The organism is Acidovorax sp. 100 (assembly GCF_003688355.1).
GTDB classification, from domain to species: Bacteria; Pseudomonadota; Gammaproteobacteria; order Burkholderiales; family Burkholderiaceae_C; genus Acidovorax; species Acidovorax delafieldii.
The window spans coordinates 3,774,130-3,789,808 of record NZ_REFD01000001.1; the positions used below are offsets into that span (position 1 = coordinate 3,774,130).

Here is a 15,679-nt window from a genome sequence, read left to right on the forward strand (position 1 = left end):
ATCCCCACAGGCCTTTCCCGACGCTTTCACATACCAAGACCAAAGACCTTCATGAAAACCTACCAAATCGCCACCATCCCCGGAGACGGCATCGGCAAGGAAGTGATTCCCGCCGGCCAGCGCGTGCTCGAAGCCCTGGCCTCCCGCCATGCGGGCCTGCAGTTCCAGTTCGAAAACTTTGGCTGGGGCGGCGACTGGTACCGCGCCCACGGTGTGATGATGCCGGCCGACGGGCTCGATGCGCTGCGCGGCAAGGATGCCATCCTGTTCGGCTCGGCGGGCGACCCGGACATCCCCGACCACATCACGCTGTGGGGCCTGCGCCTGAAGATCTGCCAGGGGTTTGATCAGTACGCCAACGTGCGGCCCACGCGCATCCTGCCGGGCATTGATGCGCCCCTGAAGCGCTGCACGCCCAAGGACCTGGACTGGGTCATCGTGCGCGAAAACTCCGAGGGCGAATACTCGGGCGTCGGCGGCCGCGTGCACCAGGGCCATCCCATCGAGGCGGCGACCGATGTGTCCATCATGACCCGTGTGGGGGTGGAACGCATCCTGCGCTACGCCTTCCGCCTGGCCCAATCCCGCCCCCGCAAGCTGCTCACCGTCATCACCAAGAGCAACGCGCAGCGCCATGCCATGGTGATGTGGGACGAGATTGCCGCGCAGGTGGCCACCGAGTTCCCCGACGTCAAGTGGGACAAGGAGCTGGTGGACGCTGCCACGGCCCGCATGGTCAACCGCCCAGCCACGCTCGACACCATCGTGGCCACCAACCTGCACGCCGACATCCTCAGCGACCTGGCCGCCGCGCTGGCGGGCAGCCTGGGCATTGCGCCCACCGGCAACATCGACCCCGAGCGCCGCTACCCCAGCATGTTCGAGCCCATCCACGGCTCGGCGTTCGACATCATGGGCAAGGGCCTGGCCAACCCCATCGGCACCTTCTGGTCGGTGGTGATGCTGCTGGAGCACCTGGGCGAGGCCGAAGCCGCCCGCGCCGTGATGCAGGCCATCGAACAGGTCACCGCCAACGCCGCCCTGCACACCCGCGACCTGGGCGGCACGGCCACCACGGCACAGGTGACTGACGCCGTGTGCGCGCTGATCGGCAGCACGCCGTTGCAAAAGGCCGCCTGAGCTGCGTGGCCTCAACGCACTGCGCCCTGCACCACGACCCGATGAGCACGCACATCGACACCCAGGCCCGCCACTGGCTGCGCAGCATGTTCGACGCCGCCATCGCGTCCGCGCAGCCCGCGATATGCCTGCCGCTGCACCTGCCTGCCCCGCCCCGGGGCCGCACGGTGGTGATCGGCGCGGGCAAGGCATCGGCGCAGATGGCGCAGGTGCTGGAGGCCCACTGGCCCACGCCGCTGTCTGGCGTGGTGGTCACACGCTACGGGCATGCTGCCGCCTGCCAGCACGTCTGCGTGCTGGAGGCTGCCCACCCCCTGCCCGATGCGGCGGGCCTGGCTGCTGCGCAGCAGATGCTGGCCGCAGTGGCGGGCCTCACAGCAGAAGACCTGGTGATTGGCCTGTGGTCGGGCGGCGGCTCGGCGCTGCTGCCCTTGCCGCTGCCGGGCATCACGCTAGCCGACAAGCAGGCGCTCAACCAGGCCCTGCTGCGCAGCGGCGCCAGCATCGGCGAGATGAACTGTGTGCGGCGCCACCTCTCGGCCATCAAGGGCGGGCGGCTGGCCCTGGCCTGCAGCCCCGCCCGCGTGGTCAACCTGGTGATGTCCGATGTGCCGGGAGACGACCCGCTGGACGTGGCCTCGGGCCCCACCGTGGCCGACCCGACCACCCGTGCACAGGCGCTGGCCATCTTGCAGCGCTACCGCATTGCGCTGCCGCCCGCCGTGCTGGCCGCACTGGACACTGCCGCCAGCGAAAGCATCAAGCCCGGCGACACCCGGCTGGGCCCCATCACCACCCACGTCATTGCTACACCCGACTTGGCCCTGCAGGCAGCCGCCCAGGTGGCGCGCCAGGCGGGCATCGAGCCCACGCTGCTCGGCGATGCACTGGAGGGCGAAGCTCGCGACATGGGCACCGTGCTGGCCGGTGTCGCCCGCTACGCCGCCAAGACCCCGTCACCACGGCACCGCGTGCTGCTGAGTGGCGGCGAAAGCACTGTCACCTTGCGCGCACTGGCACCAGGGCAAGCCATGCCAACCCCGGGGCGCGGCGGGCGCAATGTGGAATGCCTGCTGTCCCTGGCCCTGTCGCTCAAGGGCTTGCCCGGCGTGTACGCATTGGCCGGGGATACCGACGGTATCGATGGCCTGGAGCCCGTGGCAGGCGCCATCGCAACGCCCGACACGCTGGAGCGCGCCGCCGCGCTGGGCCAACACCCCACCGCCGCGCTGGACGCACACGACGCCCACTCCTTTTTTGGCGCGCTGGGCGACGCCGTGGTCACCGGGCCCACGGGCACCAACGTCAACGACTTCCGCGCGATCCTGATCGCAGCCACGGGCTGACGCCATGCACCGACGTCCCTAGCCCAGCAACCACAAGAAACACAACCCAACGGAGACAACCATGACACGCATTGCAACCCCGCACCACCCACCATCAACGCCGCCCACAACGCCATCCACCCGCCGGCACCACCTGCTGGCGCTGGCCGCCCTGGCTGGCGCTGCCTGTGCCCTGCCCAGCGCACCGGCGCACGCGCAGGCCTGGCCGGCCAAGCCCGTCACCATCGTTGTGCCCTTTGCAGCGGGCGGCACCACCGATGTGCTGGCCCGTGCGCTGGGCGAAAAACTGGGCACAGCCCTAGGCCAGCCCGTGATCGTGGAAAACCGGGGCGGCGCGGGCGCCACCATCGGGGCCGACTACGTAGCCAAGGCCCCTGCCGACGGCTACACGCTGCTGATGGGCGCGGTGCACCACACCATTGCAACGAGCGTGTACAAAAAGCTCAACTACGACTTTCAAAAGAGTTTTGCACCCATCACCACCGTGGCGCTGGTGCCCAACGTGCTGGCTGTGAGTGCGGCCACGCCCGCCAAGGACGTGAAGGAGCTGGTGGCGCTGATCAAGGCCACGCCCAACAAGTTCTCCTACGGCTCCAACGGCGCGGGCACGGCGCAGCACCTGATCGGCACGCAGTTCGCCACGTCCATCGGCCAGCCCCTGCTGCATGTGCCCTACAAAGGCAGCGGCCCGCTCACCACCGACCTGCTGGGCGGGCAGGTGTCGATGTCGTTCGACACCGTCACCCCCGTGCTGCCGCACATCAAGGCGGGCAAGCTGCGCGCCCTGGCGGTGACCACGGCCAAGCGCTCGTCCACCCTGCCCGACGTGCCCACGCTGCAAGAAAGCGGCTTTGCGGGCTTTGACATCGGCACCTGGTTTGGTGTGCTGGCCCCCGCCCGCACGCCCGCCGATGTGGTGGCGCGGCTGAACACCGAAATGGTCAAGGTCATCCAGTCGCCCGATTTTCAAAAGCGCATGCAGGACATTGGCGCCGAACCCATCGGCAACACCCCTGCGCAGATGGCCGAGCAGATTGCGGCCGACACCGCACGTTTTGCCAAGCTGGTGGCAGACAACAAGATCACCACCGACTGACCCGGTGGTAAAGAGCGGTTGCACAGAGTCGTCGTACAAGGTGATAGCAAAAGGTGGCTGGCGAGTTGAATGGTCAAGGTGGGTTGGTATAAACCTGCGATGACCGACACCGCCGCCCCCATTGCCAACACCGCACCCGCTGCCCTCGTCCGCGCACTGGAAGAGCGCGCCTTCAACGCCTGGCCCGCGCACCAGACGGTGTTTCACCGGGGCTGGGTGTTCCGGCTGTCGGGCGGCTACACCAAGCGCGCCAACTCGGTCAACGCGCTGGTGCCCGGCGCGCCGTTCGACGGCGTGCGCGAGGCGGCGGCGGCGCTGTATGCGCGGCATGGTTTGCCCGCCGTGTTCCGCATCTCCCCCCTGGCCCCGGCCGAGGCCGACCAGGAGCTGGCGGACGCGGGCTACCAGCACTTTGACCCCTCGCTGGTCCTGCACCGGCTGCTGGCGCCGGGCGCGGTGCCTCGGCCCGATGGCAGCACCGTGGTCAGCACTTCGCCATCGCCCGCGTGGCTGGAAGGTTTTGCGGCGGCCAACGGCGTGGCGCCGCACCACCGCAACCTGCACCGCAGCATCCTCGACGCCATCGCCCACCCGGTGGGCTATGCGCTGCAACACGACGCCCAGGGCCACGCCGTGGGCTTTGGCCTGGCGGTGCTGGAGCGCGGCGCGGTGGGCCTGTACGACCTGGCTGTGGCGCCTGAACACCGGGGCGGCGGACGCGGGCGCGCGCTGGTGCAGGCGCTGCTGCACTGGGGCATGGAGGCCGGTGCAACCAGCGCCTACCTGCAGGTGCGGGCGCAGAACACGCCTGCGCTGCGGCTGTATGAATCGATGGGGTTCACGACGGCCTACGGCTACCACTACCGGGTGCCGGGCTGAGATTGGCTTCTGCACCTCTCCTAGAGGGTGCGAGAGAGCCAGGACCAGCGCAGAGCCCCCCGCAGAGGCCCGCGCAGTGCCTCCACGCGTGGGTTTGAAGCCAAAAAGGCCACAAGCGCTAGTGAATCATGCGCCAGCAGCTATTGATTCAATAGCAAACCATCCACCACTCAACGGTGGCTCAGCTTGCGCACTGCCCAGTCGCCGAGGCTTTGCACGGCCTGCACAAAGAAGATCAGCACCAGCACCACGGCCAGCATGATCTCGGGCAGAAAGCGCTGGTAGCCATAGCGGATGCCCAGGTCGCCCAGGCCGCCGCCGCCAATGGCACCGGCCATGGCCGAGTAGCCGGTCAGGCTCACGAACGTGATGGTCAGGCCCGCCACGATGCCGGGCAGCGCCTCGGGCAGCAGCACCTTCCACACGATCTGGCTGGTGGTGGCGCCCATGGCCTGCGCGGCTTCGACCAGGCCGTGGTCCACCTCGCGCAGCGCGGCCTCGACCAGGCGGGCCACAAACGGGGCAGCGGCAATGGTCAGTGGCACCACGGCTGCGGCTGTGCCGATGGACGAGCCGGTGATGAGCCGCGTGAACGGGATGATGGCCACCAGCAGGATGATGAAGGGCGTGGACCGCACGGCGTTGACCAGCCAGCCCACCAGCTTGTTGACGGGGCCGTTCTCCAGCACACCGCCGTCATCGGTCAGGCGCAGGAACACGCCCAGCGGCACCCCCAGCAAGCCGCCCACCAGGCCGGAGATGCCGACCATGATGAGCGTCTCCCACAGCGACGAAGCAAACAGATCCAGCATGGCTGGCGTGAAGTTGTTGAACATGATGTGTGCTCCCTCTTAACCGGCCACGGCCACTTCTTCCACCTCGACCCCGCCCGCGCGCAGGTGCGCCACGGCGCCCCGCACGCTCTCGGCCTCGCCACTGGCGTACACGGCCAGCGAGCCAAAGGTCTCGTCCTGGATCTCATCCACTTGCCCGTGCAGGATGCTCATGTCCACGCCAAACTGGCGGATCAGCTGCGACAGGATGGGCTGGTAAGCGCTGTCCCCGGCGTACGACAGGCGCAGCAGCTGGCCGGTTCGTCCTGCGCTCAGCTGGCCTGCCAGCTTGCGCACATGGTCCAGCACGCTGGCGGGCAGCTCTTGCGGCAGGATCTCGTCGATCAGGCTCTTGGTGATGGCCTGCTGCGGGCGGGTGAACACGTCCAGTACCCGGCCCTGCTCCACGATGCGGCCAGCCTCGATCACGGCCACGCGGTCGGCCACCTGCTTGATGACCTGCATCTGGTGCGTGATGAGCACCACCGTCAGGCCCAGCTCGCGGTTCACCTGGCGCAGCAGGTCGAGGATGGAGCGGGTGGTCTCCGGGTCCAGCGCCGAGGTGGCTTCGTCGCTCAGCAGCACCTTGGGGCGGCTGGCCAGCGCACGCGCAATGCCCACACGCTGCTTTTGCCCGCCGCTGATCTGCGCCGGGTAACGGTCGGCCAGGGCCGACAGGCCCACCAGCTCCAGCAGCGGGTTCACACGCTCGCGGATGGCGGCCTTGTCCATGCCCGCCAGCTCCAGCGGCAGCGCGGCGTTGTCAAACACGGTGCGTGACGACAGCAGGTTGAAGTGCTGGAACACCATGCCGATCTCGCGGCGCGCCTCGCGCAGTTGCGCGTCGTTCAGCTGGGTCAGGTCCTGCCCGCCCACGATGACCTGGCCCGTGGTGGGCCGGTTGAGCAGGTTGATCACCCGCACCAGCGAGCTTTTGCCCGCGCCGCTCTTGCCGATGATGCCGAACACTTCGCCCGGCTGGATGGTGAGGTCGATGCCCTTGAGCGCCTCGACCGGGCCTTGTGAGCCCTGGTAGGTTTGGGTGATACCCCGTAGTTCGATCATGAAACACAAAGGGCCGCCACACGCCGGGCGGCGCGGGTTCGGCCCCAAAAGACACAAAGATCAGGGAATGTACTATTGCGCCATAAAGAATCAAACTATCAAAAAATAAAGTAATAAGACATCAAAGTTATTTACACGGTGCGGCCGACTCCAGACTACGCTCCCGCGGGCACCGCCACCCGGCCATTCACCTTGCGCGACACCAGCGCGCCCAGCACCAGCACCCCCAGTGCGGCCACCGAGAACACGGGCGCGATCCAGCCCCGATCCACACTGGCCGCCACCAGCAGCACACCCAGCGATTGCCCCAGGAACAGCAGGCACGCAAACAGCGTGACCGCTGTGCCCCGGGCCTCGGGCGCCATCTGCGTGGCCTGCACCTGCAGCGTGTTGTGCAGCATGTAGAACCCCACCCCGGCAAAGAAGCAGCCCAGCACGCCCCAGGCCGCCACAGGCCCCCAGGCCAGCAGCAACAGCCCGGCAGCAATCAGCGAGGCGCCCATCAGCGCCAGGCCCCGCTCACCCAGCAGCGCCAGCCAGCGGCGCGCCAGCAGGCTGTAGATGAGCCCGCCCACGCCATACAGCACCATCACCCCGCCGGCCGCCGAGGCCGACAGCCCAAACCCGTCCACCATGCGTGCGGGCACAAAAGCCAGCGTGCCAAAGGCCAGGGCGCCCTCCACCGCCACCACGGTCAGCACCCAGCGCACCCGGGGCATGCGCAGCAGCGCGGCCGTGTTGGCCAGGTACGCCGACAGCGAAAAAGCGGGCGGTACCGCACCGCCAGCCGCAGGTGCCGGCGTGCTGGCCGCCATGGCGCGGGCCTGCCGCCACAGCAGGCTGGCGGCGGTCAAAAACAGCAGCGACAGCACCACAAACGCAGCCCGCCAGCCCAGCGCCTCGACCGCAAAGCCGCCAAACCACTGCCCGGCCATCATCCCCGACACCGTGGCCACCATCAGCTGCGCCAGGGTCTCCTGCCGCTGCTCGTACGGCACGTTGTCGCCAATCCATGCCATCGACAGCGGGATGATGCCTGCCGCCGACGCCCCCATGGCAGCCCGCGCCGCCACCAGCACCGGCAGCGTGGGCGCCAGCGCCGTCACGCCGCTGAAGAGCGCACAGGCAAACGTGGCGCCAATCACCACGCGCACCTTGCCCAGCCGGTCGCCCAGGGGGCCATAGAACAACTGCAGCACGCCATAAGACACGGCAAACGCCGCGATGACGGCCGACGCATCGCCCGTGGTGACAGAAAACTCGCGTGCCAGGGACACCAGCATCGGGTCGCAGACACGCATGGAAGCCATGCTGCAAAAGGCTGCCAGGCTGATCACCCGCAGCATCGTCGAAGAAGAGGTCATATGACCCGATTGTGGTGCGGCCAGCGCAAGGTTGCTGGCGCGGGGTGGCATGCACCCCGGTGGCTCAAGGTCAGGGAGGGGCGCGTTGGACACACCAGCGTGTTCCGTTGATGGTTGGCGAACGACATCCAGCGCTTCAACCCACCCAACGCCCACCGGGACGGACGAGCTGCAAACGGTGAATGCCGAACGGCGAAAGGTCGGGAGCAGCCGTCCTCAGCCCTTGCCCCCATTGAAACTGGTGTCGAACGTGCCCCGCACATCCAGCCGCTGCTTGATGAGACCCGCCGCCAGGTAGAAGTCAGCCGTCTTCTGCTGGTCAGCCAGCACCTGAGCGTCGATGTCCTGCCAGCGGGTGGCGCGGCGCTCAAACTGCAGCTGCGCCGCATCGGCCGGAATGCCCACGATGCGCGCCAGCGACTGGCCAAACGGCTTGGCGTTCTGGTACGACCACACCTGCGCGCGCGCCACGCGCTCCTTGAAGTCCGCCAGCGCAGCACGCTTTTCTGCCAGGGCCGCATCGGTGGCCGCCAAGAAGCTCAGGCCCGACCACAGGCCCCGGCCGCTGACCAGCACGCGCGCATGGCCGCTGGTCTCGGCCAGCGCGGTGTAGGGCTCCCACGTGGCCCAGGCATCGACCGAGCCCTGCGTCAGCGCCAACTTGGCGTCTGGCGGCGGGATGAAGCGCAGCTGCACATCGTCGGCCTTGAGGCCTGCCGACTCCAGCGCCTTGAGGGTGACCAGATGGCCGATGGAGCCCCGGTTGGTGGCAATGCTCTTGCCCTTGAGGTCAGCCGCCGTCTTGAGCGGCGAGTGGGGCGCCACCAGCACAGCCGTGCCGTAGGCATCTGAGCGGCTGGCCGCAAACGCCTTGACCCGGCTGCCCGCCGCCAGCGTAAAAAGCAGCGGCGCATCGCCAATGGGGCCAAAGTCCACCGCGTTGGCGTTGAGCGCCTCGGCCAGCGGCGCAGCCGCCGGGAACTCGCTCCACTTGATGTCGTAGGGCAGGTTCTTGAGCTCGCCCGCTGCGTCCAGCAGCGCCTGCAGCCCACCCTTCTGGTCGCCCGCACGCAGCAGCACGCGCGACGAGGTTTGGGCATGGGTGAGGACGGGCGACAGGAACGAACTGGCAGCGACCGAGGCGGTCAGCAGATGGTGGAATTGGCGGCGCAGCATGGTGTGGTCAATGAAGGCAAGGTTGATTCGGCATTCATTGCATCACCCACCCCACGCGGCGCCAACGAAGGCTTGCAAGCATCCATATGCGGTTTTCGCATGCGCGCGCGGGGTGTGGGTGGGGGTGGCCCGCTGGCCTGCGGCGCTCAGTAGCCGCGCTCCCTGTCCACCACGTCGTGCAGCGGCAGCCCGGCCACAAAGCGCTGCAGGTTGCCCACAAACTTGCGCGCCGTCACCTCCGCAGCCCCTTGTGCGGCCCACGACACATGCGGCGTGATGCGCACACGCGGGTGGTGGTACAGAGGGTGGCTGTCGGGCAGAGGCTCGGGGTCGGTCACATCCAGCGTGGCACCCGACAGGCGGCCCGCATCCAGCGCCTGCAGCAGTGCCTGCTGGTCCACCAGGGCGCCGCGCGCGATGTTCACCAGGTGCAGCCCCGGCCGCGCATGGGCCAGCGTGGCCGCGTTGATGAGGTGGTAGGTCTGCGCGGTGATGGGCAGGGCCAGCACCAGGTGGTCAGACGCCGCCAGCAGCTGCTCGATGGAGCCCACCGCCTGCACGCCTTCACCCCCTTCACCCCCTCCATCCACCGGCGCACCCCCACGCCGCAGCGCCACCACCTGCATGCCCAGCGCCTGTGCGCGCACGGCCACTGCTCGGCCAATGGCGCCATAGCCCGCAATGCCCAGGGTGCGGCCCTGCAGGGTGCCAGGCAGGTGCTGGTCCACCCGCGCAAAGGTCTCACGCCATGGGTCTGCCCCTTGCACGCGCAGTGTGTCCCAGTCGCGCTGGTGTGCCAGCAGCGCCGTGATCACATATTCGGCAATGGGCACAGCCGCCACACCGCGTGAACATGTCACCAGCGGCACCTGCAGCAACCACGGCGGAAAGAAGTCGATGCCCGCCGACGCCACATGCACCCACTGCAGGCGCCCCGGCCAGCCCGCCGGGGGCTGCGCGGGCGCATTGCGCCAGCCATTGCGCGGGCCGGTGAACAGCACATCGGCATCAGCGGCACGCTCCCAGGCAGGCACAGCGGCATCGTCGGCCAGGGCCACGGGCAAGCCCGCAGCGGCCACCAGGGCATCGGCCTCGGCACCGGTCTGGTTCAACACCACCAGCGGGCGGGGGGCCAGCACGGCATTCATGGCGTATCCGATCTCATCGTCTCAGCACAGGCCCAGCGCGCGGCGGCCTGCGGCAATGTGGGCGCTGTCCTCCTGCGGGGTGTGCACACGGCCACACAGCACATCGCGCAGGTGGCGCTCCAGCGGGTTTTTGCGTGCCAGGCCGTGGTTGCTGGACAGCTGCAGCGCCGCCTGCACCACGTCGATGGCGTTCTGCGTGGCCACGGTTTTGACCAGGCCGCTGTCCACTGCTGGCACCAGGGTGCCGGTGTCCAGGTCATGCGCCACGCTGGCGATCAGCCGGTCGTTGGTGAGCAGCAGGGCCTCGATGCGGCCCACGGCCTCCTGGGCGCGCGGCAGGCTGGACAGGGGTGCTCCCAGGTTGGCGGGCGTGCGCTCGCGCAGAAAGCGCACCACCCAGTCGCGCGCCGCGCGGGCCACGCCGGTGTACAGCGCGCCCAGCATCACCGTCATCTCGGCCAGCATGGCGGGCTCGCCACGGGCCCAGTCCTGCGGCAGGCGCACATCGAGCGCGTGGTCGTGGGGGGTCAGCACGTCCTGCAGGATCACATCGTGGCTGCCACTGGCGCGCAGGCCCAGGTGGTCCCAGGTGGCGTCGATGCGGATGCCGGGCGAACCGGCCCGCACCAGGAACGAGCCCACGCGCGGCACCTCTTCATCGGTGCGGGCCCACACCACGTACCAGCGCAGGATGGGCGCGCCGGTCGAATACACCTTGTGCCCGCTGATGCGCCAGCCCTCGGATGTGTGCCGTGCCACTGTGGCAGGCAGGCCGCCGCGTGCGGGCGAGCCCAGCTCGGGCTCCACGCGCAGCGCGTTGATGAGCGACACCTCGTTGTGCGACTCGTGCACCAGCTGCCGGGCCAGCGCCTGCGACCAGGGGGAGCCGGGCCGCCCCATGCCGCGCTGCTGGATGTACTGCATGGTCAGCACCAGCGCCGTGGCCGGGCAGCCCTGGCCCACCGCGCCAATCACCTCGCCCAATTGCGCGGCCGACGCGCCCTGCCCGCCCAGCGTGCGCGGCGCGGCCAGCGCCAGCAGGCCGGCCTGCTGCAGGTCGGCAAAGTTCTGGTGCGGAAAACTCCCGTCCCGGTCGTGCGCCACGGCGCGCTCGGCAAACTCCACCGCCAGCGTGCGCGCCACCTGCCCCCAGGTCAGCGGCGCGTTCATTGCAGCACCTCGGGCTGCTGCCGCACAAGGATGTCGAACAGGCTCCTGAAGGCAAACTGCGCGCCGCCGGGCCCGCCGATCTGTGCATGCGTGTGCTGCGCGATCTCATGGCGAATGGGTCGGGGCGTGCCCGCCGCCTCGGCCAGCAGCTGGGCCTGGCAGGCGTTCTCCAGCGCGATGTACCACCACGCTGCCGCCTCCACCGACGGCCCCGCCGTCAGGATGCCGTGGTTCTGCAGGATCACCGCCTCCTGCGCCCCCAGCGCCTTGCCAATGCGAAAGCCCTCGTCCGTCTCCAGCACCACCCCCGTGAAATCGTCGAACAGCGCGTGGTCTTCATAGAAGATGCACGAGTCCTGCGTCAGCGGGTCGAGCTTGCGGCCCAGCGCAGACCACGCTTTGCCGTATGTGGAATGGGTGTGGGCCGCAGCAATGATGTCGGGCCGCGTCTCGTGCAACGCCGCGTGGATGGCAAACGCCGCGCGGTTCAGCGGGCCCTGGCCGATGACGATCTCGCCTGCCGCGTTCACCAGCAGCAGGTCGGACACCTTGATCTGCGAAAAATGCACGCCCAGCGGGTTCACCCAGAAGTGGTCCGTCCACTCTGGGTCGCGCGCAGTGATGTGGCCTGCCAGCCCGTAGTCAAACCCCTGCTGTGCAAACAGCCGAAAGGCCACGGCCAGGTTCTCCTGCCGGTAGCGGCGCTCGGCCTGCACCGTGGGGCGCGGGCTGGGCGCATCAAACCAGTCCTTGCGCTGCGGCGTGGGGTTGCGGGCGAGGTCGGTGGCGGGCAGGGGCTTGAGGACGGCAGACATGGGCGGCGGCTTTCCAGATCGGTGAGGTGGACGAAAGAGAAACGAACCCACCCACCATAGGGGCGCCCCCGCCCCGCGCCAACGAAGAAATCCGCGTGACCACATACAGTTTCTGTATGAAGCAAGGGGGCGCAGGCAGCACACTCCCCGATTTGAGCCAGACACCATGAACGGCTGTCGAATGCGCTGACTCGCGGAGGGCGACATGCACCGACCGGTTCTGACGCCATGGCGCGCCGAAAGTGACGAGCCTGCACGGCAGGAGGCTACCGCAGCCAGCTCAGTCACAAACTGCCTCAGCCCCGGCTGATCAAACACATTCGGCCTTCTGGAGCCCAAATCCCCTCGGTGCGAAAGTCATCGTGTGGGCATCTGCGTACGGACACCACATTAGGACGGGAGCTCTCCAGTCGCAGCAAAGGCATCTACGCAACCCCCTCTGCGCGAAGCCCCAGCTCTCGAAACCACTACAGATCAGAAAAGCTCGCCCAGAGTCTATTGATCAAGCGTGCGTGTGGGCATGTTCACCATTTACCCCTGCTGTATGGCCGCGTTCCGGTGACAACGGCATCCCAGACAGCCGGGCGGATGGACAACACTCGGTCTCGACTAGTCAATCAGAGGAGCCCTCACGCAGTCATCTCGCTTTCCGGATCTGAGGCCTCTAGCTAACTACGAAGTGGAGTGCATACTGTTCCCAGTCACACGAAAAAAGTCCTGAGTCAGCTCAGCCTTACGTACTCACCAATTGCCCCCTTCACAAATTTTTATTGACCCATGATCGATTTTTCGAAAATTCGCGAATGCAGTATGAAAATGCAGCCATTCAGATGGGCTGAAATTTCGGACCTCTATTCAAAGGCTGACTGCGCCGCACTTTCCAAGACCTATCCCCACGATCACTTCCGCACCGTCGAGGCTTATGGGGGAGAAAAAGACTATCGATACGACGCCCGATCCCTGATTCCGATGGGAGAGCAAACCATATCGCACGCCGAATCCCTGAGCCCTTATTGGTACCAACTGGCACAAGACCTGCTTTCTGCAGAATACCGGATTGCCATGTCGTCCATTACTGGCATTGACCTGACTAGCCTGCCGATGGAGGCGCATGTTTATCACTACGGCCCTGGCGCACTTCTGGGCCCCCATCGCGATCTCCCCGAGAAAATTGTCACCCACGTTTTTTATTTCAACGACAAGTGGCATCCCATGGACGGTGGCTGTCTGGCCATCCTGAATTCTTCCGATGCAAAGGACGTTGCTGCTCTGGTAAACCCGACCATTGGGAATTCGGCCACCTTTGTCAGGTCGGACACTTCCTGGCACGAAGTGACACGGGTATCGGAGCTAGCCACTCAATCCCGACGCAGCGTGACCGTGACGTTCTACCAACCCGGATCCATCAGCTCAATGTGGCCACCAGGAGTGGATATGGAACTGCATGACTACCAAGGCTGAATAGGCCGCGTGCCGCGCGCTGGCATCTTTGGCGCAGCCAATTTCTCAACTTGAGCATTTGGCGATGTTGCCGTCAAGCGGCTCTTGCATTGAATCCTCAATTACCGTAAATACATGACCAGGCAGTCATTTCTGCGATCCGCCCATCTATTTATTCCCTGGGAACATAGAGAGCTTATATTCTCATTGATTCAACGTGAAATCACTTCACGTTATCGAAATTCACTCATGGGATTGATCTGGTCAATCATCACCCCTGCATTTACCCTTCTTGTCTACACCACAGTATTCACCAAGGTATTTACTGTTCGCTGGCCCGGTAGCAATGAATCCCCTACTGAATTTGCACTGCTTATTTTTATCGGTATGACGATTTTCAATTTTTTTTCGGAATGCGCGCTCCGCGCACCGACAATGATTGTATCCAATACAAATTATGTAAAAAAAATTCAATTCCCACTTGAAATTATGCCCTGGATCAATCTGGGGGCAGGCCTATTTCATATGCTTGTGAGTTCAATCGTATGGCTTGCTTTCTATGGATTGACAATTGGAATTCCGCCCGCATCTTCTTTCATCTATCTTTTTGTTTTAATTCCAATCTGCCTCTACATACTCGGCATTTCCTGGATCCTGAGCGCACTCGGCGTATACTTTCGTGATATCAATCACATTATTGGTGCACTTTTACTGCCGATCATGTTCTTGACCCCTGTATTTTATCCAATCAGTGCACTCCCTCCTGAATGGCACCAAGCAATGGGCTTGAACCCCTTGGCACAGGCGATTGAAGATGCACGTACGGCACTATTCTGGGGAGGCATGCCAAATATCATAAAATGGGGCACATCAATCCTATTTTCCGGCGTCTTCGCGATAGCAAGTCTTTGGTTTTTTCAGAAAAGCCGCGAGGGATTTTCCGATGTCCTCTGAATTCGCCATTGAAGTCGACAAAATCAGCAAGTGCTATCAAATTTATGACAAGCCACGTGACCGACTGCTGCAGATGCTCCCTTTTGTCGGGCAGCAGCGGTTCCGCGAATTCTGGGCACTGAAAGACGTCTCATTCCGTGTCCGCAAGGGAGAATCCCTCGGTATTATCGGACGAAATGGAAGCGGAAAATCAACCTTGCTCCAACTGATCTGCAGCACGCTGCGCGCCACGTCGGGGCAGATTCAAGCCCGAGGGAAGATAGCGGCACTGCTCGAGCTTGGGTCAGGATTCAATCCAGAATTCACAGGCCGTGAGAATGTCTATCTCAATGGAGCACTGCTTGGATTGAAAAGAGCGGAAATAGATGCAAAGTTTGACGAAATAGCCGACTTCGCCAATATCGGAGACTTCATCGACCAGCCGACCAAGACATATTCCAGCGGGATGCTTGTGCGCCTGGCATTCTCGGTGTCCGTCTGCGTGGAGCCCGACATACTGGTCATCGATGAGGCTCTTGCCGTCGGTGACGCCTCCTTTCAGTTCAAATGCTTGGGTCGGCTAGAGAACTTGGCAGGAAAAGGAACAACTCTTCTGTTTGTGTCCCATGACATGAGCATGGTCAAAAGATTCTGCAACACCGCGATCTATCTCCATGAAGGAATGTTAAAGGCATTTGGATCTCCTGAGACGATTTCCGAAATGTACCTGCTGGACATGCGGGACGAGCAACGCCGCTGGGCAAGCGGCGGAAAGATTCCAGTGACGAGGAAACAGGAGGTCAACGGTGCACGCATTGCATTTGGGACAACGGAAGGAGAGGTAATTTCCGCCAAATTCACCAACACCGGAAGCCACTATTCGTCATTTGTCTATGGTGAGACAATCGAGATCGTCGTCAGCTATAGAATCAGCAAGTCAGTCTCATTACCCAATATCAGCATTACCATCCAGGAAGCACGGCTGCTCGTCGTTGGTGGAAAAAATTTTGTGCTTCCCCTCACCAATTCTGACATCGACGGGGAAAGTGGAACAGTCACCTTTCACGTCCCAGCGATACTGGCAGCAGGTCGATACTACATCACCATCAAGCTGATGAATGGTCGCACCGAGGAGACCTCACTCCTGATTGACAAGCAAGTGGGGATACTGAGTTTTGATACGGTAGCGCGCGGAAATGACCCTTTTCTTGGTATCGTCGATCTGGGAATCGAAGCAAAAAACCAGGCAACCAGCTTTCATGGCGGATGAAATT

Annotated in this window: 14 protein-coding genes; 7 read left to right on the forward strand and 7 right to left on the reverse strand. The window is 64.7% G+C overall.

Annotated elements, in window-relative coordinates:
* Positions 1-51: 51 nt before the first annotated feature.
* From C8C96_RS17405 to C8C96_RS17420, 4 genes are all read left to right on the forward strand, one after another.
* Positions 52-1,140, forward strand: a complete 1,089-nt coding sequence (locus C8C96_RS17405) for a tartrate dehydrogenase (protein WP_121943110.1) — start codon at positions 52-54, stop codon at positions 1,138-1,140.
* Between the two features lie 41 nt (positions 1,141-1,181).
* Positions 1,182-2,486, forward strand: coding sequence for a glycerate kinase (locus tag C8C96_RS17410; RefSeq protein ID WP_121943111.1), 1,305 nt, complete (start codon positions 1,182-1,184; stop codon positions 2,484-2,486).
* Between the two features lie 61 nt (positions 2,487-2,547).
* On the forward strand, positions 2,548-3,582 hold the full coding sequence (locus C8C96_RS17415) for a tripartite tricarboxylate transporter substrate binding protein (RefSeq protein WP_121943112.1): 1,035 nt from the start codon (positions 2,548-2,550) through the stop codon (positions 3,580-3,582).
* A gap of 99 nt (positions 3,583-3,681) precedes the next feature.
* Positions 3,682-4,461, forward strand: a complete 780-nt coding sequence (locus tag C8C96_RS17420) for an N-acetyltransferase (protein ID WP_199737489.1) — start codon at positions 3,682-3,684, stop codon at positions 4,459-4,461.
* A gap of 170 nt (positions 4,462-4,631) precedes the next feature.
* Here C8C96_RS17420 and C8C96_RS17425 read toward each other — a convergent pair whose 3' ends face one another.
* From C8C96_RS17425 to C8C96_RS17455, 7 genes are all read right to left on the reverse strand, one after another.
* The gene (locus tag C8C96_RS17425; protein WP_056067588.1) at positions 4,632-5,297 is read right to left on the reverse strand and encodes a methionine ABC transporter permease; all 666 of its coding nucleotides are present in this window, start codon (positions 5,295-5,297) and stop codon (positions 4,632-4,634) included.
* 15 nt (positions 5,298-5,312) lie between these two features.
* Entirely contained in the window at positions 5,313-6,359 is a 1,047-nt protein-coding gene (locus tag C8C96_RS17430; RefSeq protein WP_056744393.1) for a methionine ABC transporter ATP-binding protein, read from the reverse strand.
* Between the two features lie 155 nt (positions 6,360-6,514).
* Positions 6,515-7,723 (reverse strand): MFS transporter, encoded by a 1,209-nt coding sequence (locus C8C96_RS17435; RefSeq protein WP_225581158.1) that lies wholly within the window; start codon positions 7,721-7,723, stop codon positions 6,515-6,517.
* A 216-nt stretch (positions 7,724-7,939) separates the two neighbouring features.
* On the reverse strand, positions 7,940-8,899 hold the full coding sequence (locus tag C8C96_RS17440; protein ID WP_056067582.1) for an ABC transporter substrate-binding protein: 960 nt from the start codon (positions 8,897-8,899) through the stop codon (positions 7,940-7,942).
* Positions 8,900-9,045: 146 nt separating this feature from the next.
* Entirely contained in the window at positions 9,046-10,047 is a 1,002-nt protein-coding gene (locus C8C96_RS17445) for an NAD(P)-dependent oxidoreductase (protein ID WP_121943113.1), read from the reverse strand.
* 21 nt (positions 10,048-10,068) lie between these two features.
* Entirely contained in the window at positions 10,069-11,217 is a 1,149-nt protein-coding gene (locus tag C8C96_RS17450) for an acyl-CoA dehydrogenase family protein (protein ID WP_121943114.1), read from the reverse strand.
* Positions 11,214-12,032, reverse strand: a complete 819-nt coding sequence (locus tag C8C96_RS17455) for a class II aldolase/adducin family protein (protein ID WP_121943115.1) — start codon at positions 12,030-12,032, stop codon at positions 11,214-11,216. The genes C8C96_RS17450 and C8C96_RS17455 overlap by 4 nt, the downstream gene beginning before the upstream one ends.
* Before the next feature lie 777 nt (positions 12,033-12,809).
* Between C8C96_RS17455 and C8C96_RS17460 the strand changes: the two genes are divergently transcribed.
* The 3 genes from C8C96_RS17460 to C8C96_RS17470 all read left to right on the forward strand — a co-directional run bounded on the left by C8C96_RS17460 (position 12,810) and on the right by C8C96_RS17470 (position 15,675).
* Positions 12,810-13,493 carry a 2OG-Fe(II) oxygenase gene (locus C8C96_RS17460; RefSeq protein WP_121943116.1) on the forward strand — a complete coding sequence of 228 codons (684 nt, stop codon included), beginning with the start codon at positions 12,810-12,812 and terminating at the stop codon, positions 13,491-13,493.
* Between the two features lie 114 nt (positions 13,494-13,607).
* Positions 13,608-14,426: an ABC transporter permease gene (locus C8C96_RS17465; protein ID WP_121943117.1), complete on the forward strand. Its 819-nt coding sequence runs from the start codon at positions 13,608-13,610 to the stop codon at positions 14,424-14,426.
* A complete protein-coding gene (locus C8C96_RS17470; RefSeq protein WP_121943118.1) occupies positions 14,416-15,675 on the forward strand; it encodes an ABC transporter ATP-binding protein in 1,260 nt (419 codons plus the stop codon). The genes C8C96_RS17465 and C8C96_RS17470 overlap by 11 nt, the downstream gene beginning before the upstream one ends.
* Positions 15,676-15,679: the final 4 nt, after the last annotated feature.

Coding starts and splice junctions, on each gene's coding strand:
- C8C96_RS17405 (WP_121943110.1), top strand. CDS start 52: ATGAAAACCTACCAAATCGCCACCATCCCCGGAGACGGCATCGGCAAG.
- C8C96_RS17410 (WP_121943111.1), top strand. CDS start 1,182: ATGAGCACGCACATCGACACCCAGGCCCGCCACTGGCTGCGCAGCATG.
- C8C96_RS17415 (WP_121943112.1), top strand. CDS start 2,548: ATGACACGCATTGCAACCCCGCACCACCCACCATCAACGCCGCCCACA.
- C8C96_RS17420 (WP_199737489.1), top strand. CDS start 3,682: ATGACCGACACCGCCGCCCCCATTGCCAACACCGCACCCGCTGCCCTC.
- C8C96_RS17425 (WP_056067588.1), bottom strand. CDS start 5,297: ATGTTCAACAACTTCACGCCAGCCATGCTGGATCTGTTTGCTTCGTCG.
- C8C96_RS17430 (WP_056744393.1), bottom strand. CDS start 6,359: ATGATCGAACTACGGGGTATCACCCAAACCTACCAGGGCTCACAAGGC.
- C8C96_RS17435 (WP_225581158.1), bottom strand. CDS start 7,723: ATGACCTCTTCTTCGACGATGCTGCGGGTGATCAGCCTGGCAGCCTTT.
- C8C96_RS17440 (WP_056067582.1), bottom strand. CDS start 8,899: ATGCTGCGCCGCCAATTCCACCATCTGCTGACCGCCTCGGTCGCTGCC.
- C8C96_RS17445 (WP_121943113.1), bottom strand. CDS start 10,047: ATGAATGCCGTGCTGGCCCCCCGCCCGCTGGTGGTGTTGAACCAGACC.
- C8C96_RS17450 (WP_121943114.1), bottom strand. CDS start 11,217: ATGAACGCGCCGCTGACCTGGGGGCAGGTGGCGCGCACGCTGGCGGTG.
- C8C96_RS17455 (WP_121943115.1), bottom strand. CDS start 12,032: ATGTCTGCCGTCCTCAAGCCCCTGCCCGCCACCGACCTCGCCCGCAAC.
- C8C96_RS17460 (WP_121943116.1), top strand. CDS start 12,810: ATGATCGATTTTTCGAAAATTCGCGAATGCAGTATGAAAATGCAGCCA.
- C8C96_RS17465 (WP_121943117.1), top strand. CDS start 13,608: ATGACCAGGCAGTCATTTCTGCGATCCGCCCATCTATTTATTCCCTGG.
- C8C96_RS17470 (WP_121943118.1), top strand. CDS start 14,416: ATGTCCTCTGAATTCGCCATTGAAGTCGACAAAATCAGCAAGTGCTAT.